At 71.4% G+C, this 20,087-nt stretch carries 24 protein-coding genes; 12 read left to right on the top strand and 12 right to left on the bottom strand.

Translation table 11 applies throughout. From position 1 onward, the window contains the following. Positions 1-31: 31 nt before the first annotated feature. The gene (locus tag Q8791_RS30830) at positions 32-442 is read right to left on the bottom strand and encodes a hypothetical protein (RefSeq protein WP_330095378.1); all 411 of its coding nucleotides are present in this window, start codon (positions 440-442) and stop codon (positions 32-34) included. Between the two features lie 267 nt (positions 443-709). Between Q8791_RS30830 and Q8791_RS30825 the strand changes: the two genes are divergently transcribed. Next, positions 710-2,005: a PrsW family intramembrane metalloprotease gene (locus Q8791_RS30825; RefSeq protein WP_330095377.1), complete on the top strand. Its 1,296-nt coding sequence runs from the start codon at positions 710-712 to the stop codon at positions 2,003-2,005. On the opposite strand, the gene Q8791_RS30820 is transcribed toward Q8791_RS30825, so the two are convergent. Next, complete coding sequence (locus Q8791_RS30820; protein ID WP_330095376.1) at positions 1,932-3,065, bottom strand: COX15/CtaA family protein; 1,134 nt, start codon at positions 3,063-3,065, stop codon at positions 1,932-1,934. The two genes, Q8791_RS30825 and Q8791_RS30820, sit on opposite strands and share 74 nt — an antisense overlap. Positions 3,066-3,470: 405 nt before the next feature. On the opposite strand from Q8791_RS30820, the gene Q8791_RS30815 reads away from it, so the two are divergent. Continuing rightward, positions 3,471-3,602: a hypothetical protein gene (locus tag Q8791_RS30815; protein ID WP_330095375.1), complete on the top strand. Its 132-nt coding sequence runs from the start codon at positions 3,471-3,473 to the stop codon at positions 3,600-3,602. A gap of 50 nt (positions 3,603-3,652) precedes the next feature. Here the strand turns inward: Q8791_RS30815 and Q8791_RS30810 are convergent, their stop codons facing one another. From Q8791_RS30810 to Q8791_RS30795, 4 genes are all read right to left on the bottom strand, one after another. Then, positions 3,653-3,919, bottom strand: coding sequence for a holin (locus Q8791_RS30810; RefSeq protein WP_330095374.1), 267 nt, complete (start codon positions 3,917-3,919; stop codon positions 3,653-3,655). Positions 3,920-4,109: 190 nt separating this feature from the next. Beyond that, positions 4,110-5,456, bottom strand: a complete 1,347-nt coding sequence (locus tag Q8791_RS30805; protein WP_330095373.1) for a glycerophosphodiester phosphodiesterase — start codon at positions 5,454-5,456, stop codon at positions 4,110-4,112. A 270-nt stretch (positions 5,457-5,726) separates the two neighbouring features. Further along, a complete protein-coding gene (locus tag Q8791_RS30800) occupies positions 5,727-5,882 on the bottom strand; it encodes a hypothetical protein (protein WP_330095372.1) in 156 nt (51 codons plus the stop codon). After that, a complete protein-coding gene (locus Q8791_RS30795) occupies positions 5,879-6,409 on the bottom strand; it encodes a VUT family protein (protein WP_330095371.1) in 531 nt (176 codons plus the stop codon). Before Q8791_RS30795 ends, Q8791_RS30800 begins: the two co-directional genes overlap by 4 nt. 616 nt (positions 6,410-7,025) lie before the next feature. On the opposite strand from Q8791_RS30795, the gene Q8791_RS30790 reads away from it, so the two are divergent. Then, positions 7,026-7,262 (top strand): hypothetical protein, encoded by a 237-nt coding sequence (locus tag Q8791_RS30790; protein WP_330095370.1) that lies wholly within the window; start codon positions 7,026-7,028, stop codon positions 7,260-7,262. A gap of 364 nt (positions 7,263-7,626) precedes the next feature. On the opposite strand, the gene Q8791_RS30785 is transcribed toward Q8791_RS30790, so the two are convergent. The 3 genes from Q8791_RS30785 to Q8791_RS30775 form a co-directional block, all read right to left on the bottom strand. Next, the gene (locus tag Q8791_RS30785; protein WP_330095369.1) at positions 7,627-7,848 is read right to left on the bottom strand and encodes a hypothetical protein; all 222 of its coding nucleotides are present in this window, start codon (positions 7,846-7,848) and stop codon (positions 7,627-7,629) included. Positions 7,849-8,076: 228 nt separating this feature from the next. After that, entirely contained in the window at positions 8,077-9,021 is a 945-nt protein-coding gene (locus tag Q8791_RS30780) for an EamA family transporter (RefSeq protein ID WP_330095368.1), read from the bottom strand. An 11-nt stretch (positions 9,022-9,032) separates the two neighbouring features. Beyond that, positions 9,033-9,482, bottom strand: coding sequence for a hypothetical protein (locus tag Q8791_RS30775; RefSeq protein WP_330095367.1), 450 nt, complete (start codon positions 9,480-9,482; stop codon positions 9,033-9,035). Between the two features lie 133 nt (positions 9,483-9,615). Here Q8791_RS30775 and Q8791_RS30770 point away from each other — a divergent pair, with 133 nt between their 5' ends. Continuing rightward, positions 9,616-10,305 (top strand): RICIN domain-containing protein, encoded by a 690-nt coding sequence (locus Q8791_RS30770; protein WP_330095366.1) that lies wholly within the window; start codon positions 9,616-9,618, stop codon positions 10,303-10,305. A gap of 102 nt (positions 10,306-10,407) precedes the next feature. Here Q8791_RS30770 and Q8791_RS30765 read toward each other — a convergent pair whose 3' ends face one another. From Q8791_RS30765 to Q8791_RS30755, 3 genes are all read right to left on the bottom strand, one after another. Continuing rightward, on the bottom strand, positions 10,408-11,205 hold the full coding sequence (locus Q8791_RS30765; protein WP_330095365.1) for an inositol monophosphatase family protein: 798 nt from the start codon (positions 11,203-11,205) through the stop codon (positions 10,408-10,410). Positions 11,206-11,274: 69 nt separating this feature from the next. Next, positions 11,275-12,120 (bottom strand): ABC transporter permease, encoded by an 846-nt coding sequence (locus Q8791_RS30760; RefSeq protein ID WP_330095364.1) that lies wholly within the window; start codon positions 12,118-12,120, stop codon positions 11,275-11,277. After that, the gene (locus Q8791_RS30755; RefSeq protein ID WP_330095363.1) at positions 12,117-13,058 is read right to left on the bottom strand and encodes an ABC transporter ATP-binding protein; all 942 of its coding nucleotides are present in this window, start codon (positions 13,056-13,058) and stop codon (positions 12,117-12,119) included. Before Q8791_RS30755 ends, Q8791_RS30760 begins: the two co-directional genes overlap by 4 nt. A gap of 308 nt (positions 13,059-13,366) precedes the next feature. Between Q8791_RS30755 and Q8791_RS30750 the strand changes: the two genes are divergently transcribed. Genes Q8791_RS30750 through Q8791_RS30715 form a run of 8 tightly spaced genes read left to right on the top strand, consistent with a single transcriptional unit; the run spans position 13,367 to position 20,023 of the window. Next, the gene (locus Q8791_RS30750; RefSeq protein ID WP_330095362.1) at positions 13,367-14,143 is read left to right on the top strand and encodes a helix-turn-helix transcriptional regulator; all 777 of its coding nucleotides are present in this window, start codon (positions 13,367-13,369) and stop codon (positions 14,141-14,143) included. 19 nt (positions 14,144-14,162) lie between these two features. Next, positions 14,163-15,575 (top strand): Fe-S cluster assembly protein SufB, encoded by a 1,413-nt coding sequence (gene sufB, locus Q8791_RS30745; RefSeq protein ID WP_330095361.1) that lies wholly within the window; start codon positions 14,163-14,165, stop codon positions 15,573-15,575. A 1-nt stretch (position 15,576) separates the two neighbouring features. Beyond that, complete coding sequence (sufD, locus tag Q8791_RS30740) at positions 15,577-16,737, top strand: Fe-S cluster assembly protein SufD (protein ID WP_330095382.1); 1,161 nt, start codon at positions 15,577-15,579, stop codon at positions 16,735-16,737. Further along, positions 16,730-17,065, top strand: coding sequence for a non-heme iron oxygenase ferredoxin subunit (locus tag Q8791_RS30735; protein WP_330095360.1), 336 nt, complete (start codon positions 16,730-16,732; stop codon positions 17,063-17,065). The genes sufD and Q8791_RS30735 overlap by 8 nt, the downstream gene beginning before the upstream one ends. 9 nt (positions 17,066-17,074) lie before the next feature. Beyond that, positions 17,075-17,836 (top strand): Fe-S cluster assembly ATPase SufC, encoded by a 762-nt coding sequence (gene sufC / locus Q8791_RS30730; RefSeq protein WP_330095359.1) that lies wholly within the window; start codon positions 17,075-17,077, stop codon positions 17,834-17,836. Positions 17,837-17,839: 3 nt separating this feature from the next. Beyond that, positions 17,840-19,141 carry a cysteine desulfurase gene (locus tag Q8791_RS30725; RefSeq protein ID WP_330095358.1) on the top strand — a complete coding sequence of 434 codons (1,302 nt, stop codon included), beginning with the start codon at positions 17,840-17,842 and terminating at the stop codon, positions 19,139-19,141. 19 nt (positions 19,142-19,160) lie between these two features. After that, positions 19,161-19,637, top strand: a complete 477-nt coding sequence (sufU, locus tag Q8791_RS30720) for a Fe-S cluster assembly sulfur transfer protein SufU (RefSeq protein ID WP_330095357.1) — start codon at positions 19,161-19,163, stop codon at positions 19,635-19,637. Beyond that, positions 19,637-20,023 (top strand): metal-sulfur cluster assembly factor, encoded by a 387-nt coding sequence (locus Q8791_RS30715; RefSeq protein ID WP_330095356.1) that lies wholly within the window; start codon positions 19,637-19,639, stop codon positions 20,021-20,023. The genes sufU and Q8791_RS30715 overlap by 1 nt, the downstream gene beginning before the upstream one ends. The last annotated feature ends 64 nt before the right edge of the window (positions 20,024-20,087 follow it).

Here is a 20,087-nt window from a genome sequence, read left to right as displayed (position 1 = left end):
GACCCGGCAGCCGGGTCCGGGCGGGGCCGGCCTACGCGGGGCCGGGCCTGCGCCAGGCCAGCACGGCCGCCCACGCCGCGACCCCGGAGAGGGCCAGGGCGAGCGGGACGTGCGCCTGGATGGGACCGTAGGTCCCCAGGGCGGCCTGCGGGAAGCCGACCAGGAACGCCACCAGGCCGACCAGCAGGATCATGAGCGGCCGACCTCGGCCGGCCCCGGAGCGGTACCAGTACAGCACCGCCGCGACCAGGAGGAGCCCCCCGGTCAGGTGGACCCCGAAAGCGCCGTAGTAGTGGAGCGGCAGTGCGGTGGTGTTGAACGTCACCAGCTGCCCCGCGGTCGCTCCCTCCCAGAGGATCGCCGCCAGTTGGAGGAGCGCCGCCACCCGTATCACCCACAGGAGCGGGGGTGCGGCGGTGTCGGGCGTGGTGGTCGGTTCCATGGCGCGGCCTTCCGTTCGTGTGCGCTCGCGACTCCGATCCTGCACCATGCGGGGACGTCCGCCCCTGTGCCGGGTGGACGGAGCGTGTCCCCGTGGCGTCCTCTCCCGGCTCGCCCACGGCCCCGCCCGCCACCGTGCCCGGGCCCCGCGGTCCTCCGGACCGTCCCGGAGGCCTTCCCAGCCCCGCTCCGGGGGCCCGCGCCGGCCGGTCGCGCCTCCCGGGGGTGAAACACGTGGTCGTCGCGGTTCCCGCTACGATCGGTGCCCATGCCCCGACTCGACAGCAAGGCCATCCTCCAGGGCCGACGCTCCCGCTACTCGATGACCCTCATCGTGGGCACCACCGTCAGCGTGGTGTGCATGATCGGCATGCTCGTCTACCTGTGGCTGCTCGCCATGGCGGGCGGAGCCGCGGCGGGCATCGACGGAGCCACCGGCTTCGCCACCAGCCTGATCGCCGCCGTTATCCCGGTCGGCATCCTCGTGCCGCTCATCCTCATGCTCGACCGGATCGAGCCCGAGCCCGGCTGGGTGCTCTTCTTCGCCTTCGCCTGGGGTGCGGGAGTGGCCGTGGTGGCCTCACTGCTGCTCAACGGCTGGGGGCTGGCCCACGTCACCGTGCCGCTGTTCGGCCAGGACCTGGGCGACTTCCTGGGCACGTCGGTGGTGGCGCCGCTCGTCGAGGAGAGCGCCAAGGGCATGGTGCTGCTGATCCTGCTGTGGCGGCGCCGGAACGAGATCGACACGTTCACCGACGGGGTGGTCTACGCGGGAATGGTGGCCACCGGCTTCGCCTTCACCGAGAACATCCTGTACTTCCTGAGCGCGTTCTTCGACGGGACCCTCGTGGCGACCTTCGCCATCCGCGGGATCATCGCTCCGTTCGGCCACCCGGTCTACACAGCGATGATCGGGATCGGCGTGGCCTACGCGGCCATGCGCACAGGCCGCCTGCGCCTGCTGGCGCCGGTCGGGGGCTGGGCGCTGGCCGTCCTGCTGCACGGTCTGTGGAACGCCTCCACGCGCTTCGGCTGGTACGGCCTGGCGGTCGCCTACGTGGTGCTGTTCGCGGTGCTGATGGGCATCCTGGCGCTGGCCGCCCGCGACCGGCACGGACAGATCAGCGCCATCGACCACTACCTGCCGCCCTACATCTCCACCGGGCTGGTCACACCGTCCGACATCACCATGCTCAGCTCCATGCAGGGGCGCCGCCGGGCCCGCGACTGGGCGGGGCGCAACGCGGGACGGAGAGGGCGGACGGCGATGAAGGAGTACCAGCTGGCCGCGACCGAGCTGGCCCTCCTCCACCAGAAACTGGAGGCGGGCCTGTACCGGCAGGACTGGAAAGTCCGCAGGGACAGCTTCCTCGCGCTGATGCACGTGGCCCGGGACACCTTCCTGGGGCGTGTGCCCCAGCCGGTCGCCCCGGGGTGGGCGGAGAAGCCGACCGACTCCGGATTCCTCCGACGGGCCGACTTCGCGCACGTCATCGCCCAGGCGAGGAGCCAGCAGGAGTACGTCCCCCGTCATGGTCAGCCGGACCGGCCGGAGCAGGGCTGAGGCCGTCGTCGAGGACCTCTCCGACGGGCACCAGGCGGCTGGTGGAGAAGTACAGCCGGGAGACGGCCACCCAGGTCAGGGCCGAACCGAGCACGTGCAGGACCACGAGTGCCTCGGGCAGGCCGAGGGCGTACTGGGTGTAGCCCAGGACGCCCTGGAGGAGGACGACCGCCACCAGTGCGGCACTGCTGATCCTGACCGGTCGACGGGCGCCGCCGCGGAAGGCGATGGCGGTGGCGGCGAGGGCGCCGACGAGGGTGAGCCAGGCCAGCGCGGAGTGGATGCGCGTGACGACCTGGAGGTCGAGGCCGAACCGGGGGGCGGCCGCGTCGCCGCCGTGCGGACCGGTGCCGGTGACCACGGTCCCGGCGACCAGCAGCAGGAACCCGATCACGACCAGGCCGACGCTGATGGCGTGCAGCATGGGGCCGACGGAGACCTGGGGCTTGCCCTCGGGCTCCTGGCAGCGCACGTAGAGGGCGACCGTGAGGAAGGTCATCACCATGGACAGCAGGAAGTGCGTGGCGACCGAGGCGGGGTGGAGGTCGGTCCACACGGTGATGCCGCCGACGAGGCCCTGGCCGAGGACGCCGAACGGGATGATGACGGCCAGCCGGGCCAGGTCGAGGCGGCGCGGGGACATCCGCATGACGGCGACGAACGTGATGACGGCGACGGCGAGCACGACGAAGGTGAGCGTCCGGTTGCCGAACTCCACGGCGGCGTTGAACGCGGCGTGCCCGGTGTCGATGGGCACGAAGCTGTCAGGGGTGCACTTGGGCCACTCCGAGCAGCCGAGCCCGGACTCGGTGACGCGTACGGTGGCGCCCGTGACGGCGATCCCGGCGTTGACCACGATGTTGCCGAGCGTCCAGGCGCGCAGGGACCTCTGGGTGGGGTTCCAGATGGTCCGGGAGAGGAGGATCAGGGTGAGGACCCCGATGGCGGCCACGGCGATCTGCCAGGCCCACAGGGGGGCGCCGAGCAGGATGATGTCCTCCGCCGCGAGCGGGGGGAGCGTGTTCGTGGCCGGCATCGCGGCGGCCGGGGAATCAGACATACGACAGAGCGTAGTACATGCTTCTGTCAGGCCTCACCAGGCCCCGGACTAGCGTTTCACCTGCACTGATCCGGCCGGACCCGAGAGGGGGCGGGCGTGTCCGCGCGCTGTGGCGGGCGCCGCCGGGCGGATGGACGCCGAAGACGATCGCCGGGATTCCCGCCCGTGCGTCTCCCGGCCGCGACGCCCCGCCCCACGCGGCCGGCGGCGGCGTGGGGGCGGTCCCGGGACGGGCCGCGGCAGGAGAGTCCGGAGGTGTCGCTCACGCGGAGGCGATGCCGGGCGGAGAGGGTGCCGCCCTGACCGCATCCGGCCGGGCCACATGCGGACGCCCGATCCGCTGGGCACCGCGCGACGGTTTTCCTAGTGTGACGAGTGGAACCCCGCCCCACACGAAGGAGAACGATGATCCGCCGCCTCCTGGCCACCGCGGCCCTGGCAGCCCTCGCCGCCCTCGCGGCGGGAGCGCCCGCCCACGCCGAGAACCACGCCACCGGCGGCTCCCACGCCATCGGTGGGGTCAACGAACCCGCCTGACACACCACTGATCCCCTCCCGGTCCACTGACCGGGAGGGGCGTCCGTGTGTCAGGAGGCCGCCGGAGGGGCCGATCCTCCGGCAACGGGCTGTTCACGGACCAGCGACGGTGACCCGACCGGGCCTGCGCCGATGGACAGGATCGAGGTCAACAGCGAGAGCACCACCGCGCCGGCGGCGATGCCGAGCGAATCGACGGGACTCACCGACCACAGACTGAGCAGCCCGTCGCCGAGCCCCCAGAACAGGATGAGGGCCTGCGCGGCCGACTTGGCGGCGCGCTCGGCGGTGCCCTTCCAGAACACGACAGTGAACACGGCGTTCCTTCTCTCTTCCGGTTACAGCCAGGATCAGCCGGAGATCAGGTGACCGCCTCCTCCCACGCCGCACGCCATGTCCGCGCGCCCGTCCCGGGGCACGACGTGGGGTCGGTGTCACGGCGGCCCTGGCGTGGGAGGGGGCGCCCGGCCGGGCGGCACGCCTCGTCGTACAGGGCGCTCACGGCCGTCACGTTCTCGACCCCGGGACGAACCGGGCCCGGACGGACCGGACTCCGACTCCGACGTACCCGCCCCGGTACTTCGCGTGGGTGGCGGTGGCCGCGATCGACGTGCCCCGGCGGCGGACGGTGATCTGCGTCGGGGTGACCTCGATCCCCAGCGTCACGTACACGGGGGAGGTGCTCACGGGGACGGCGGGGCCGGACGCGGTCGCGAGCCGGGGCGCCGTCCCGCCCGCGTTGTCGGGGTCGGCCAGGTAGACGTCCAGGGTGCCGTTCGGGCGGAGCAGGATGTTGTACGCGCCGACCCGGGTGTGGTCTTCGTCGTGGTAGCCGACGTCGGAGTCCATGCAGATCTGGATCTGCGCCGAGCGCGTGGAGTTGGTGGCCTCCAGGAGGGCGACCTGGACGTCCCACGTCCACGACGCGGGCGGGGTCCCGTGCGACGCGGAGCCGAGGACCGCGGCGGTGTAGTTCTCCGGAACCCCCGTCTCCATGCGGGAGGGCGCCATCTCCAGGGCCGCTCCGGCGAGCACGCCCTTGACCGGGTTCACCGGGGAGGGCAGGTGCCCGTGCGGCCACGTGCCGAGCTGGTACAGGTCCGGGCCCGGTGCGTGGTCGGACAGGTAGAGCGGGTCGTCGGTCACGATTCCGGCCGCCCCCTGCGCGAGGGCGAGGTCCCGCTCGCTGCGCCTCAGGACGGTGTAGACGAGGGGGCGGAGTCCGGCGCCGACCGCCGCCGCGATGCGTTCGGCGGGGGCGTCCTTGCGCATCCCGTAGTAGTCGAACCCCTGGGCGGCGAGGTCGCGCGGGTCGGATCCGCCGGCGGTCTCGATGTATCCGGCCGGGAGCCCGGCCGCGATGGCCCGGAGGCCGGGGCGCCGCTGGAAGCTCTGCACGATCACCGAGTCGGCCAGGTCCCACCGGACCACCTCGCGGACGATGGCGTCGCCGACGGCGTCGAGCTGGGCGTCGGTGGGGCTCGCCGGGTACTTGGCCTCGATCAGCCAGGCGACCGGTGCGCCGGCGAAGCGGGCGAACACCTCCGACAGGGTGACCGTGGGTACGTCGGGCCAGCCGGTCAGCCCCAGCTGGGAGGCCGATCTGATGGGCCACCGCTTCACCGCGGTGGCGGTCAGCCCGGCCACGGTCCGGGTGACGCCGTGGGTGCGTGTCAGGGTGGTGTCGTGGCACAGGACGAGGCTTCCGTCGGCGGCGAGGTGCACGTCGATCTCGATCAGCTCGGAGCCCGCGTCGACGGCCGCGGCGACGGCCTCCAGGCTGTTCTCGGGGGCGGTCGACCGGGCTCCTCGGTGGGCGATGGTGAGGGGCCAGGTCAGGTTCTCGATCAGCACGGTTCTCCTCGGGGGTGGGGCGACGCAGCTCGGTGCCGCTCGTCGCGGTGGGCGGTCAGGTGGGACGCGCCGGCGGAAGGGGGCTCGGGAGGGGCATGCGAAAAGGCCCCGCACCTGGTGGTGCCGGGGCCCTCGACGTCGGTTCCGGGCACGGCTGTGGAGTGGCAGCGAACCCGTCGGCGAGAACAGTATCAGCTGTAAGGCTCTTCTGGGAATTGCCCCTTACTGCGTTTCCGGTGGATCCGGCGTGCCGCCCCGGCGGTGTACACCTCAGCCGGAACCGGCGGGGACGGCCCGCTCCAGGACGGTGTCCTGGAGTTCACCGAGGTCGATCCGGGTGTCCCGGACGGTGTCGGGCAGGACCAGGTCGGCGTTCGTCCTCCCGGGCGGGCGGTGGAGGCCGCGGATGCCGGCCCGCAGCCTCATTGGGCTGCCCCCGCCCGGTCGACGCGGCTGGTGCGCAGGCGGCGGATGGCGAGCAGGACGAGGACGGCGGCGACGGTCATCCAGGCCTTGCCGAGGATCTGACCGGTCAGGAAGTCCAACGACCCGAAGGCGAGCCAGAGGAACAGCACCGAGTCGACCGCGATACCGACCGTGTTGGACGCTGCCATCGCGAGGACCATGCCCCGCCGGCGCAACGGCGTGTACACGACCAGGTCCAGCAACTCGCTCGCGAGGAACACGGAGGCGGACGCCAACGCCAACTCGGGTGAGAACACAGCCGACAGTCCGGCGCCGACCACGACGGCGACGGCGGACCACTTCCAGGAGGTGGCTTCCTGGAGCAGGTCCCGCAGCACGAGGGCCAGGCCGACCAGGTACACCCCCGCGGGGGCGACGATCCCGGGCCACACGGGCAGGAATCCGATGTGGGTGACCGCGAGGTTCGCGGCGACCACGGTCGCGGTGAACGAAGCCCAGAGGGCGAGGGCGCGGACGGGGAACGTCATGGGGGCTTCCTTCGGGTGGGGCGGACGCCGGCGGCGATCCGGTCGCGGAGGTCGGAGGGCGGAGCGCGTGTGCGGTCGCCCCCCGGCGCGCTCCGGAGCTCCCTCGTCCTGGTGTCCGCCGGAGCGCGGCGTCCGCCCTCCGCCCGGGGGAGGCCCGGTGTGAACGGCGGTGCTGGTCGGAGGTGAACGGGGCGGACAACGGGTGCGTCTTCCTTGTGCGCGGTCGTGTCTTTCCTCCGTGTGCGGCGATCACCTTCTCGGTCATGTCATGACGAGTGGTCCGCATGCGGGAAGAGCCGGGGGTGGAGTTTCTCCCGGCCCGGTGTCCGGTGCCCGGTGGCGGGAGGGATGTTCGTCGGAGGCACGCCTTCTCCGTGCTGGACCGGCCAGGAGTGCCTGGCCGGAAACCTCACGGGGTCCGATCGGGTTCGACCGTTCCGTGCTTTCCACGGTGCGCGATGAGGAACGGGAAGTGAAGGCCTGGCCCCTGGAATCTCGTATCCGGGCGAAGTGCGGTCCACCGTCTTCCCCGGAGGGCCCGGATCCGCGGGCGCCGGAGCGGTCGCGACGGGAGCTGTTCCGCCACGGGCCCCGGACGCGGTCGCGGTGGTGGGTGGTGCAGGGCTCGACCGTTGCGCACCGGGAGCGCCGGTCGCGCCTCACCGGCCGCGTGTGGCGGTTCGTCGCCGACCCGGAGACGGACACCGAGGGGATTCCGCCCGGGGAGGCGGAGGCGATGGTCGAGCGGGCGACGGCGAACGCCGGGGCCCGGGCGCGGATCGTGCTCGACGCGCGACACCGTCGCCGTGAGCGGCGCCGGGGGCCGGAGTATCCCTCGTCCTCTGAGGAGTGAGGCCTGGAGCCGGTCGGACGCGGTCCTGTCCGAGGTCCGGGGAGGTCCGCCGACCCGTGGCGTTCGGACGGCTCGCGGGTCGGGCCGAGCAGCGGAGCTTGCTCCGGGCGCTGTCTCAGGCGGGCTGGGGGAAGGGCGGGGGACATGCCGAGCGGGGACGCCCGTTGAAGGACGTCCCCGCGTCGACCGGCCGGGTGGTGCGCTCCCGCACCTGCCCTGCGCCTCGGTCCGTGTCCGGGTGCCCGAGGACCGGGGCCTCGGCGCCGGGGCGTGTTAGCGCGTACCCCGCGAACACGCCTGCGGCGCCTCGGCGGTCCTCAGGCGCCCGTGCCGACCCCGGAGTCGGGTCCGGGGTCGGAGCGAACTAGTGGCTGTTGTAGTTCGCGATGCACTGGTTGAGCAGGTCCAGGTTCAGGTTGAGCAGACCGAAGGAGTTCTGCTGCTTGGTGCAGGCCTCGTACGACACGTACGACACGTGGTCGCCGTGGTCCTCGCCGCCGCCGGAGGCGGAGGCGGCACCGGCGCCCAGGCCGAGGAGGCCGGCGGTGAACAGGGCGGTCATCGTGATCTTGACAGCGGAGCGCATGTTGTCCCTTTCGAGCGCAGGCAATTCGACGAGGTCGGCCGACCCATCACCTTGATAACCGTTTGCTTACGATCGGAAACTCACGGTAGTCACCCGGGTTCCCCAAGAGAAGGTCGGGACATCTTTGCAGGACACTCGTACCGTTGGTGTTCTTCCGGTCCATGGAAGGTTTTTCGGAGGTATTGCCGCACGTGGGGGAGGGGGTGGGCGGGGCGGCCGGGGCGGGCCTCAGCCGCTCCGCCGGTCCTCGGGCGGAGGGGCCGACGCTTTCCCACGCCCCCGTCCGCCGTCACCGTCGCGTGCGGAGGTGCGGGTGGAGCCGGCGCTCGCCGCGATCACGCATCCCACCGCGAACCACTGCCAGACCGACAGCAGTTCGCCCAGCAGGACGAGACCCACCAGCGCGGCCGCGGCGGGTTGCAGGCTCATCAGGACGCCGAAGACCCGGGGCGGCATCCTGCGCAGGGCGTTCAGCTCCAGGGTGTAGGGCACGATCGAGGACAGGACGCCCACCGCCAGGCCGAACAGCAGCAGCCGCCAGTCCAGCAGGGCGGCGCCCCCCTCGGAGATCCCCGCCGGGGCCATGATCACCACGCCCACCACGCTGGCGATCGCCAGCCCGGACGCACCGCTGAACCGCTGTCCCGTCGCCGCGCTGAGCAGGATGTACCCCGCCCAGGCGACCGCGGCGAGCACGGCGAACAGGATGCCCAGCGGGTCCATGGAGCCCGACTCCAGGCCCAGCGCGACCACGCCCAGTCCGGCCAGCCCGGCCCACACCAGGTCGATCCTGCGCCGCGACCCCAGGATCGCGATGGTCAGCGGTCCCAGGTACTCGATGGTGACGGCGATCCCCAGCGGGATGCGCGCGAACGCCTGGTAGATGAGGAAGTTCATCATCGCCAGCGCGACGCCGTATCCGACCACCACCAGCCAGTCGGTCCGGCTGCGGGCCCGCAGCGCGGGGCGGACCAGCAGGACCAGGAGTGCGGCCGAGGTGAGCAGTCGCAGCCACACCACGGCTGCCGGGGGAAGCGAGTCGAACAGGTTCTTGGCCACGCCCGCGCCGGTCTGCACGGAGACGATGCTGATCATCACCAGCCAGACCGGCGGTATCGCCTCCGCCGCGGTCCGCAGGGAGAACGGCTCCTGGGGAGTGGTCGGGATGCTCATGATCAGTCATCCTACGTTTTCGGGCGTCCTCTCCGGATCCCCGTCCTCGTCCCCGCCCCCGTACGGGGGCGGCCCCCGGGAGGCGTGTGCGGTTCCGGGCCCCCCGCGTGCACCGCGGCGGCCCGCTCGACCGCGACGGCGGGGACGGTGCCCGCGACGGCGGGCGGGCGGTGGATCAGCGCGGTCAGCACCAACAGCCAGGCCACGACCACGACCAGGGGCTGGAGCAGGGTCATGACCAGACCGAACACCGTCCGCTCCGCCTGGTCGGTGAGGATCTGCAAGCCGATCCACAGGAAGGGGAGGGCCGCCGCCACCAGGTTCGTCACCAGCGCCGCCCACACCAGTCCCCGGCGGGCGGGCGGACGCCACACGAGCAGTGCTCCGCCCACCAGGAGCAGCAGGACCGGCGGGCCGAGGTACCGGACCGCGATGAACCAGGGGACTCCGATGGCTTCCATGGCGGGACCCTATCGAGCCTCGGCGGGACCGTAGACGGAGGGCGAACGTGCGCGTAGCGGGTCAGGTGGTGTCAAATGGTGCGGGGTCGTGGCCGACACGTCCCTCACCCGTCGCCCGCTGGAGTGTCCTCACATGTCCCGACGCCGAGCCCGCAGCGTCCCCCGCGCCCAGGAACGGTACGTGCCGAGCTGGCCGCTCTTCGCCGGAGCGCTGGCACTCGTCCTCGTCGCCGTGATCGGCGGCTACACCGGCGGGCTCCTCGCCGCGGACTCCGGGGAGCCGGAGGAGCCCGAGATGAGCGTGGCCTCGGGCATCCTCGTCCAGCCCCCCGGCGGGCCCGAGGAGTCCGAGGAACCCGAGGAGGAAGAGGAGTACGTCCACCCCGCGGGCATGGACCCCGAGCTCGTCTACGTCCTCCAGAACGTGCACGGCGACCGCGTCGCCGACGTCGCGGGCGCCTCCACCGACAACGGCGCCCCCGTCCACCTGTGGGACCGCCACGATGCGGGGAACCAGCAGTGGAGGTTCGTCCCGCTCGACGAACAGGGCTTCTACGAGATCGAGGGCGTCGGCAGCGGCAAGGTCCTGGAGGTCCCGCCCGACCCCGCACAGCCTGCGGCGACGCTGCTCACCCGCACCGGAGCCGCCAACCAGCAATGGTCGGTCGCCGAGGTCGGGGACGGTGTGGTCCGCCTGCTCAACAGGGCCACGGGGCAGGCACTCGAAGCGCAGGGAGGCGCGCCCGACAACGGCACGGCGATCGTCCAGGCGCCCGACGGCTCCCACGCCCACCAGCAGTGGCGCCTGCTCCCCCTGGGCTGACCGGGCCGGAGCCCCCTGTCGGGACGCCGCGCGGCCGCGCGGCGCCCCCGCGCCCGGACACGGGGCCCGGGCCGCCGCGCACTGCGAGGGGCCCCGGGGAACTCAGCCGAGGAGCAGGGACCGCACGGTCTTCCAGCACTCGCCGTCGGAGGCGTTGAGCAGGCCGACGGCGTCGTCCCCCGGACGGTACTCGCCGCCGTCCGGCCGCAGGCACACGCCTCCGGCCTCGGTCACCATCAGGGTTCCGGGAGCGTGGTCCCAGGGCAGCGTGCGGTGGAACAGGACGAAGTCCTGGCCGCCCTCGAACAGGAGCGGGTAGTCCACCCCGGCGCAGTGCGCGCCCGGCCCCACGGACGCGAACCGCGGAGCGGCCTCCGCCGCGCGGTGCCGCCCGGCGGGGTCGAGGAAGCGTGTCAGGACCGAGCCGCGCAGGCGGGCCGGGTCGGTCGGCGCGGGCGCCCGGTGCACCCGCACCCCGTCGCGCCAGGTGCCGGAGCCCCGCTCGGCGACGTAGACCCGGTCCTCCGTTGGGCGCAGGATCCAGGCCGCGACGGTCTCGCCGCGGCGTACCAGGGCGGCCATCACGGCGAAACCGGTGTCGCCCCGGACGAAGTTGCGGGTTCCGTCGACGGGGTCGACCAGCCAGACCACCGGTTCCGTGCGCAGGGCCCGGAGCAGGCCGGGGTCGTCTGAGGCGGCCTCCTCGCCCACGACGGGGGCGGCGACGACGCCGCGCAGGCGGGCGCTGATCAGCTCCTCCGCCTCGCGGTCGGCCACCGTGACGAGCTCGCCCGGGGCCTTCTCCTCGACCTCGCCCTCGGACAGGGACCGGAACCGGGGGAGGACCGCCGCCTCCGCCGCCTCACGGAGGATCTCGGTGACCGCGTCGACGTCGAGCATGCGCCCCATCCTAGGAGTGCGGGACCCGAGGGGTGTGCGCCGCCCCCGTCGGGGCGCGCCCCTCGCGCGTCACTCCCAGCGGAAGAGGCGGCTCGCGAGGAGGCCGCAGACGAGGGCCCACGCGGCCAGTACCGCGAACGCCGCCAGGCCGGGAAGGGACCCGTCCGCGAGGACGGTCCGCAGTCCCGAGCTGAGGGCGGTGATCGGCAGGAACGAGGCGGCCTGCTCCATCGGTCCGGGGAAGCTGCTGGTCGGGAAGAGCACCCCGCCCAGTCCGAGCATCAGCACGTAGACCAGGTTGGCCCCGGCGAGGGTCGCCTCCGCCCGCAGGGTGCCCGCCATGAGCAGTCCGAGAGAGCTGAACGCGGCTGTCGCCAGCAGCACCAGGGCGATCGCCGACAGCACCTGCGCCGGGCCGAGCTCGGGGGACCAGCCCAGCGTCAGGGCCACCGCGCACAGCACCGTGATCTGGATGGCCTGTACGCCCAGCACGGCGAGGGTCTTGGCGGCCAGGAGCCCGAACCGGGACAGCGGTGTCGCGCCCAACCGCTTCAGCACCCCGTAGCGCCGCTCGAAGCCGGTGCCGATGGCCAGGCCGGTGAACGACGTCGACATCACCGCCAGGGCCAGGACGCCCGGCGTGAGCGCGTCCACCCGGGGACCCTCGCCCACGTCCAGGACGGAGGTGAGGCTGAACCCCACCAGCAGCAGGACGGGGATGACCATGGTCAGCAGGAACTGCTCGCCGTGGCGGAGCATCACCCGCAGTTCCATGCGGGCCTGCGAGGCGACCATCCGCCACATCGGCGCGGCCCCGGGCGCGGGAGTGAACAGCGAGGCGCCACCGTCCGGGAAGGCGGTGGTCGGGGCGGCGCCGGCGGCCCGCGTGGTCGTGCTGGAGGTGTGCTCGGTCATTGGTCGCGCAGTTCCCTGCCCGTGAGTTCGAGGAAGACGTCTTCGAGGGTACGCCGTCGCACGCGCAGATCCTCGGCGAGGACACCGGCCGACGCGCACCAGGCGGTGACCGTGGCCAGGAACTCGGGTCCGAGCGCGTCGGCGTCGTCGGTGGTGATCACGTACTCGTGGCGGCCGTCCGCGGTGGTCCCGTCGGCGACCCTGCTGCCCCCGGGCAGGGCGGCCAGGAGCGACCCGGTGTCCACCGGGGTGCTGGAGAAGCACACCTCGCGGCGCCCCTCGGTGAGCTCGGACGGTGCTCCCCCGGCCACCACGGCGCCGCGGTCGATGATGACCACGTGGTCGGCCAGCCGTTCGGCCTCCTCCATGTGGTGGGTGCTCAGGATGACCGCCACGCCCGCCTCGCGCAGGGCCGAGACCAGGTCCCAGGTGGCCATGCGGGCCTGCGGGTCCAGGCCCGCGGTCGGCTCGTCCAGGAACACCAGTTCGGGACGGCCCACCACGGCGCAGGCCAGGGACAGGCGCTGCTGCTGGCCGCCGGAGAGGCGACGGAACGGGGTGGTGGCCACCGAGTTCAGGCCCAGCCGTTCCAGGAGGACACGGGGGTCGATCGGCCTCGCGTGGAAGGAGGCCATGAGGTGCAGCCACTCCGCCGCGCGGGCGCCGGTGGGGACGCCGCCGGACTGGGGCATCACCCCGACGCGGGGCTTGAGGGCGGTGGCGTCGGTGACGGGGTCCAGGCCCAGGACCCGCACCCGCCCGCCGTCGGCGCGCCGGAACCCCTCGCAGACCTCGATGGTGCTCGTCTTGCCCGCCCCGTTGGGTCCGAGCAGGGCCGTCACCGCGCCCCGGCGCGCGCTGAACGTGAGGCCGGAGACTGCGGTGGTGGCGCCGTAGCGCTTGACCAGGTCGACGACCTCGACCGCGGCTGTGTCCATGGGGCCTGAGTTTACGTGCGGCCGGGCGGGGCCCTTCACCGGCCCGCGTCGGGCGGTCGCGGGGCCCGGGGCGTGAAGAACAAGAAAAGTCCATATTCTGAGTTGTGCGTATCAAAATGTGGGAATTCGGGGTGGCTCCCGGTTCGCGTGCGGTGGCGACCTCGGGTTTCGGGCGCGTGAACATGCTGTTAGGCAAGCCTGACCTTCGTGATGAAGGGCATGAGTGGGCGTTTGCCTCAACGGACTTATTTAGGCCACACTGATGTTGTCTAAAACACGAGCCGCGTACGACCAGGGAGGGGAGCGCCGTGCCCGAGGCCAGCAGTGTGCCCCGTGCCCTGGCCGGACCCGAGCGGGGGGCCGAGACCGGTACCCGCGCCCGCGTCGCGCGGCTCATCCTGGAGAAGGGCCCGATCACCGCATCCTCCCTGGGGGAGCGGCTCGGACTCACTCCGGCGGCGATCCGCCGCCACCTCGACAACCTGACCGGTGAGGGCATGGTCGAGGCCCGCGACGCCCGACCCCACGGCGGACGACGCCGCAGGGGCCGGCCAGCCAAGGTCTTCGCCATCACCGAGGCCGGGCGGGACGCCTTCGTCCACGCCTACGACGACCTCGCCACCAGCGCGCTCCGCTTCCTGTCGGAGACCGCGGGAGCCGGGGCCGTCGGCGAGTTCGCCCGGAGTCAGGTCGCCGATCTCGAGAGGCGCTACAGGCCGCTGTTGGACGCGGTTCCCCCCGAACAGCGCGTCCGACTGCTGGCCGAGGCCCTCTCCAACGACGGCTACGCCGCCACCGCGGGCCAGGCGCCCGCACCAGGGGGCGGCGACCAGCTGTGCCAACACCACTGCCCGGTCGCCCACGTGGCCGCGGAGTTCCCGCAGCTCTGCGAAGCCGAGGTCGAGGCCTTCTCGCGACTTCTGGGCACCCCGGTGCGCAGGTTGGCCACCATCGCCCACGGCGACGGTGTGTGCACCACGCACGTCACCCCTCGGGGCGACGTGGCGGGCGGGGACAGCCATACCCCCGCGTCAGAGGCCATCCGCCAGGGGGCGGGCGGCTCAGTTCACCACAAGGACACCTGAGTCCTGGAGGAGTCCGCGCATGACGTCTATCGCGCATCCCGAGCTCGAAGGGATCGGAAACTATGAGTTCGGCTGGGCCGACTCCGACACGGCCGGGGCCACCGCCCGCCGTGGCCTGAACGAGGATGTCGTCCGCGACATCTCCTCGAAGAAGGACGAGGCGGAGTGGATGACCAAGCTCCGACTCAAGTCCCTCAAGCTCTTCGACAAGAAGCCGATGCCCAACTGGGGCGCGGACCTGTCCAAGATCGACTTCGACAACATCAAGTACTTCGTGCGGTCCACGGAGAAGCAGGCCACCTCCTGGGAGGACCTGCCCGAGGACATCAAGAACACCTACGACCGGCTCGGCATCCCCGAGGCGGAGAAGCAGCGCCTGGTCGCCGGTGTCGCCGCGCAGTACGAGTCCGAGGTCGTCTACCACCAGATCCGCGAGGACCTTGAGGAGCAGGGTGTCATCTTCCTCGACACCGACACCGCCCTCAAGGAGCACCCGGAGATCTTCGAGGAGTACTTCGGCTCCGTGATCCCGCCCGGCGACAACAAGTTCGCCGCGCTCAACACCGCGGTGTGGAGCGGCGGGTCGTTCATCTACGTGCCCAAGAACGTGCACGTCGAGATCCCGCTCCAGGCCTACTTCCGGATCAACACCGAGAACATGGGCCAGTTCGAGCGGACGCTGATCATCGTCGACGAGGGCGCCTACGTCCACTACGTCGAGGGCTGCACCGCGCCGATCTACAAGTCGGACTCGCTGCACTCCGCGGTCGTCGAGATCATCGTCAAGAAGAACGCCCGCTGCCGTTACACGACCATCCAGAACTGGTCGAACAACGTCTTCAACCTGGTCACCAAGCGCGCCATCGCCGAAGAGGGCGCGACCATGGAGTGGATCGACGGCAACATCGGTTCCCAGGTGACCATGAAGTACCCGGCCGTGTACCTCATGGGGGAGCACGCCAAGGGCGAGACCCTGTCCATCGCCTTCGCGGGCGAGGGCCAGCACCAGGACACCGGCTCCAAGATGGTGCACTGCGCGCCCAACACCTCCTCCACCATCATCTCCAAGTCGGTGGCACGCGGCGGGGGCCGCGCCTCCTACCGGGGTCTGGTGCAGGTGCAGGAGGGCGCGCACAACGCCAAGTCCTCCGTCAAGTGCGACGCGCTGCTGATCGACACGGTCAGCCGCTCGGACACCTACCCCTACAACGACCTGCGCGAGGACGACGCCGAGCTCGCGCACGAGGCGACCGTCTCCAAGGTCAGCGAGGACCAGCTCTTCTACCTGATGAGCCGGGGGATGAACGAGGACGAGGCCATGGCCATGATCGTGCGCGGGTTCGTCGAGCCCATCGCGCGCGAGCTGCCCATGGAGTACGCGCTGGAACTGAACCGGCTGATCGAGCTTCAGATGGAAGGAGCGGTTGGTTAAGTTGACCGGCCCCAGCATCGAACCCAAGGCCCACAGCCACGGCCTCGGGGACATCCCGTTCTCCAAGTTGGCGACCCACGGGTCCTTCGACGTGAACGACTTCCCCGTCCCCAACGGCCGCGAGGAGGAGTGGCGTTTCACGCCCGTCCGCCGCCTCAAGGGCCTGCACGACGGCACCGCCGTCGCCGACGGCACCGACAAGCTCGACATCGACGCCCCCGAGGGCGTCACCGTCGAGACGGTCGGCCGCGGCGACTCCAGGCTCGGCACCGCCGGGTTCCCGGCCGACCGCGTGACCGCCCAGGCCTACACCTCCTTCGAGGAGGCCACGGTCGTCACCGTCGCCCAGGGCAAGGCCCTGGAGCGGCCGGTCGTCATCTCCCGCGAGGCCCAGGGCGGCACGCGCTTCGACCAGTACGTCATCGACGTCAAGCCGCTGGCCGAGGCGATCGTCGTCCTCAACCAGACCGGTACCGGCGTCCGGGCCGGCAGCGTGGACGTCCACGTCGCCGAGGGCGCCCGCCTGACCCTGATCAGCGTGCAGGACTGGGACCGCGACGCCGTCGACGTGTCCCAGCACAACGCCCAGGTCTCCAAGGACGCCACGTTCAAGTCGATCGTGGTCACCCTCGGCGGCGACGTGGTCCGGCTCTCCCCGAAGGTGGCCTACAAGGGGCGCGGCGCCAACGCCGAGCTCCACGGCCTGTACTTCACCGGTGACGGTCAGCACCACGAGCACCGCTCGCTCATCGACCACAACATGTCCAACACCCGGTCCCGGGTGGAGTACAAGGGTGCGCTGAGCGGCAAGGGCGCGCACGGCGTGTGGATCGGCGACGTGATCATCGGCGAGGGCACGACCGGCACCGACTCGTACGAGCACAACCGCAACCTCCAGCTGACCGACGAGACCCGCGTCGACTCGGTGCCCAACCTGGAGATCTTCACCGGCGAGGTGGAGGGTGCGGGGCACGCCGCCGCGAGCGGGCGCCTGGACGACATCCACCTGTTCTACCTCCGCTCGCGCGGTATCCCGGAGGACGAGGCCCGCCGCCTGGTCATCCGCGGCTACTTCCTCGAGCTGATCAACCGCATCCCGGTCGGTGAGCTGCGCGAGGGCATCATGGACAAGGTCGAGCGCAAGCTGGCCGAACATGAGTGAGGGCGGACGCTGGGTGAAGGTCGCCGAGCTCTCCGAGATCCCCGACGAGGGGGTCCTCGGTATCGAGACCGACGACGAGACACCCATCGCGCTGGTCCGCTCCGAGGGCGAGGTGTTCGCCGTGCGGGACGTGTGCTCGCACGCCGAGGTCCGCCTGTCGGAGGGCGAGGTCGAGGACGGCACCATCGAGTGCTGGCTGCACGGCTCCTGCTTCGACCTGCGTTCGGGGGCGCCCATCAACCCGCCCGCGACCCAGCCGGTACCCACCTACGACGTGAAGATCGACGGCGACGACGTGCTCGTGTCGTTGGACGAGAAGAATTCCTGAGGCTCTGACATGACGAAGTTCGAAATCCGCGGTCTGCGCGCCGACGTCCTCATCGGAGAGGACGAGAGGCAGGAGATCCTCAAGGGCGTCGACCTGACCATCAACTCCGGTGAGACCCACGCCATCATGGGGCCGAACGGCTCCGGCAAGTCCACCCTGGCCTACGCGATCGCCGGCCACCCGCGCTACGAGATCACCGAGGGCGAGGTGCTCATCGACGGGGAGAACATCCTGGAGATGAGCGTGGACGAGCGCGCCCGCGCCGGCGTCTTCCTGGCCATGCAGTACCCGGTCGAGGTCCCTGGCGTGTCCATGTCCAACTTCCTGCGCAGCTCCGTCACGGCGGTGCGCGGCGAGGCCCCCAAGCTCCGGCAGTTCTCCAAGGAGCTCCAGGGCGCGATGAAGGACCTGTCCATCGACTCGGCCTTCGCCGCCCGCGGCGTCAACGAGGGCTTCTCCGGCGGTGAGAAGAAGCGCCACGAGATCCTCCAGCTGGAGCTGCTCAAGCCCAAGGTCGCGATCCTGGACGAGACCGACTCCGGTCTGGACGTCGACGCGCTCAAGGTCGTCTCCGAGGGCGTCAACCGCGCCAAGGCCGACGGCGAGATGGGCGTCATGCTCATCACGCACTACACCCGGATCCTCAACTACGTGAAGCCGGACTTCGTCCACGTCTTCGCCCAGGGCCGCATCGCCGAGTCCGGCGGTCCGGAGCTGGCCGACGCCCTGGAGGCCGACGGCTACGAGCGTTTCGTGAAGGCGGGCGCGTAACCCATGACGACAGTCCGCGAGTTCGGTCGGGCCGGCGCAGGTCGGCTCGACGTCGCGGCGATCCGGGAGGACTTCCCGATCCTCTCCCGGACCGTCCGCGACGGGCGTCCGCTGGTGTACCTCGACTCCGGGGCGACCTCGCAGAAACCCCGTCAGGTGCTCGACGCCGAACGTGAGTTCTACGAACGCCACAACGCGGCGGTGCACCGTGGTGCGCACCAGCTCGCGGAGGAGGCGACCGACGCCTACGAGTCGGCCCGGGAGACCATCGCCGGGTTCATCGGCGGGAACGTCGGCGAGGTGGTGTTCACCAAGAACGCCACCGAGGCGATCAACCTGGTGGCGTACGCCATGGGCAACGCCGCCACCGCCGACGAGGGCCTGCGCGGCTTCCAGGTGGGTCCCGGCGACGAGATCGTCGTCACCGAGATGGAGCACCACGCCAACCTGGTGCCCTGGCAGCAGCTCTGCCAGCGCACCGGGGCGACGCTGCGCTGGTTCCCGGTGACCGAGGACGGCCGCCTCGACCTGTCCGGCATCGGTGAACTGGTCAACGAGCGCACCCGCGTGGTCGCGTTCACGCACCAGTCCAACGTGCTGGGCACCGTCAACCCGGTCGCCCCCATCGTCGCCCGCGCCCGCGAGGTCGGCGCCCTGACCGTCCTGGACGCCTGCCAGTCGGTTCCGCACATGCCGGTGGACGTCACCGCGCTGGGCGTCGACTTCCTGGCGTTCTCCGGGCACAAGATGCTCGGCCCCAACGGCATCGGCGTCCTGTGGGGGCGCCGGGAGCTGCTGGAGGCGATGCCGCCGTTCATCACCGGCGGATCGATGATCGGCGTCGTCCACATGGAGTACTCCACGTGGGCGGAGCCGCCGCAGCGGTTCGAGGCAGGGGTGCCGATGGCGCCCCAGGCGGTCGCCCTCGCCGCGGCCTGCGACTACCTGTCGAAGGTGGGTATGGACCAGGTCGCCGCGCACGAGCACGCACTCACCGAGTACGCGCTCGAGCAGGTGGGGGCGCTGGAGGGTGTGCGGATCGTCGGGCCCACCGAGGCGGTGGACCGCGGCGGCGCGGTGTCGTTCGTCGTGGACGACATCCACCCGCACGACCTGGGGCAGGTGCTCGACGACCGGGGCGTGGAGGTCCGTGTGGGCCACCACTGCGCGTGGCCGCTGCACCGCAAGCTGGGCATCCCGGCGAGCACACGTGCGTCCTTCTACCTCTACAACACGCTGGAGGACGTGGACGCGCTGGTGGAGGCCATCAGGGCCGCACAGAAGTTCTTCGGAACCCGGCCCTAGAACGAGGAACAGCCTGACCATGCAGTTGGACGCGATGTACCAGGAGATCATCCTGGACCACTACCGGAATCCGCACCACAAGGGGCTGCGGGATCCGCACAACGCGGAGGCCCACCACATCAACCCCACCTGTGGGGACGAGGTGACGCTCCGAGTGGCGCTGACCCCGGCCGAGGGCGTGGCCGGGCTCGACGAGGAGGCCGTCGTCAGCGACGTCTCCTACGAGGGGATGGGCTGCTCGATCAGCCAGGCCAGCACGTCGGTGCTGACCGACCTGCTGATCGGACGGACGGTCGCCGAGGGCATGACCACCCTGGACGCCTTCACGGAGCTGATGCAGTCCCGGGGCAAGGGAGAGCCCGACGAGGACGTCCTGGAGGACGCCGTGGCGTTCGCCGGGGTGTCGAAATACCCTGCGCGCGTCAAGTGCGCCCTGCTGGGCTGGATGGCATGGAAGGACGCCGTGTCGCAGTCCCTGGAGAAGGAAGGCGTCTGATGAGCGAGAACGAGACGACGACGGCCGAGGCCGCAGAGGCTCCCGAGGCCCCCGAGACGGCTCCCCTCTCCCCGGAGGCGGAGGCGCTGGTCGAGGAGATCGGCGAGGCTCTCAAGGACGTGATCGACCCGGAACTGGGCGTGAACGTCGTCGACCTGGGCCTGCTGTACGGGGTGAACGCCGATGACCAGGTCATCACCCTGGACATGACGCTGACCAGTGCGGCGTGCCCCCTGACGGACGTGATCGAGGACCAGGCGCACAGCGCCCTCGACGAGTTCGAGCGCGAGGTCAAGATCAACTGGGTCTGGATGCCGCCGTGGGGTCCGGACAAGATCACCGACGACGGGCGGGACCAGCTGCGCATGCTGGGCTTCAACGTCTGAGGCGGATCGGATGAACGCGTGACCACGCGGCGGGGCCGGGCCGGTGGGGGCCCGCCCCCCCCGG

Origin of the sequence: Nocardiopsis codii (assembly GCF_036327455.1) — a bacterium.
In the GTDB taxonomy this organism is placed as follows: Bacteria; Actinomycetota; Actinomycetes; order Streptosporangiales; family Streptosporangiaceae; genus Nocardiopsis; species Nocardiopsis codii.
This window is presented reverse-complemented; position numbering and strand designations above follow the sequence as displayed.

Excerpts from the sequence above, each read along its gene's own strand:
- Q8791_RS30830 (WP_330095378.1), bottom strand. The coding sequence starts at position 442 with ATGGAACCGACCACCACGCCCGACACCGCCGCACCCCCGCTCCTGTGG.
- Q8791_RS30825 (WP_330095377.1), top strand. The coding sequence starts at position 710 with ATGCCCCGACTCGACAGCAAGGCCATCCTCCAGGGCCGACGCTCCCGC.
- Q8791_RS30820 (WP_330095376.1), bottom strand. The coding sequence starts at position 3,065 with ATGTCTGATTCCCCGGCCGCCGCGATGCCGGCCACGAACACGCTCCCC.
- Q8791_RS30815 (WP_330095375.1), top strand. The coding sequence starts at position 3,471 with ATGATCCGCCGCCTCCTGGCCACCGCGGCCCTGGCAGCCCTCGCCGCC.
- Q8791_RS30800 (WP_330095372.1), bottom strand. The coding sequence starts at position 5,882 with ATGAGGCTGCGGGCCGGCATCCGCGGCCTCCACCGCCCGCCCGGGAGG.
- Q8791_RS30795 (WP_330095371.1), bottom strand. The coding sequence starts at position 6,409 with ATGACGTTCCCCGTCCGCGCCCTCGCCCTCTGGGCTTCGTTCACCGCG.
- Q8791_RS30785 (WP_330095369.1), bottom strand. The coding sequence starts at position 7,848 with ATGCGCTCCGCTGTCAAGATCACGATGACCGCCCTGTTCACCGCCGGC.
- Q8791_RS30780 (WP_330095368.1), bottom strand. The coding sequence starts at position 9,021 with ATGAGCATCCCGACCACTCCCCAGGAGCCGTTCTCCCTGCGGACCGCG.
- Q8791_RS30775 (WP_330095367.1), bottom strand. The coding sequence starts at position 9,482 with ATGGAAGCCATCGGAGTCCCCTGGTTCATCGCGGTCCGGTACCTCGGC.
- Q8791_RS30770 (WP_330095366.1), top strand. The coding sequence starts at position 9,616 with ATGTCCCGACGCCGAGCCCGCAGCGTCCCCCGCGCCCAGGAACGGTAC.
- Q8791_RS30765 (WP_330095365.1), bottom strand. The coding sequence starts at position 11,205 with ATGCTCGACGTCGACGCGGTCACCGAGATCCTCCGTGAGGCGGCGGAG.
- Q8791_RS30760 (WP_330095364.1), bottom strand. The coding sequence starts at position 12,120 with ATGACCGAGCACACCTCCAGCACGACCACGCGGGCCGCCGGCGCCGCC.
- Q8791_RS30755 (WP_330095363.1), bottom strand. The coding sequence starts at position 13,058 with ATGGACACAGCCGCGGTCGAGGTCGTCGACCTGGTCAAGCGCTACGGC.
- sufB (WP_330095361.1), top strand. The coding sequence starts at position 14,163 with ATGACGTCTATCGCGCATCCCGAGCTCGAAGGGATCGGAAACTATGAG.
- Q8791_RS30735 (WP_330095360.1), top strand. The coding sequence starts at position 16,730 with ATGAGTGAGGGCGGACGCTGGGTGAAGGTCGCCGAGCTCTCCGAGATC.
- sufC (WP_330095359.1), top strand. The coding sequence starts at position 17,075 with ATGACGAAGTTCGAAATCCGCGGTCTGCGCGCCGACGTCCTCATCGGA.
- Q8791_RS30725 (WP_330095358.1), top strand. The coding sequence starts at position 17,840 with ATGACGACAGTCCGCGAGTTCGGTCGGGCCGGCGCAGGTCGGCTCGAC.
- sufU (WP_330095357.1), top strand. The coding sequence starts at position 19,161 with ATGCAGTTGGACGCGATGTACCAGGAGATCATCCTGGACCACTACCGG.
- Q8791_RS30715 (WP_330095356.1), top strand. The coding sequence starts at position 19,637 with ATGAGCGAGAACGAGACGACGACGGCCGAGGCCGCAGAGGCTCCCGAG.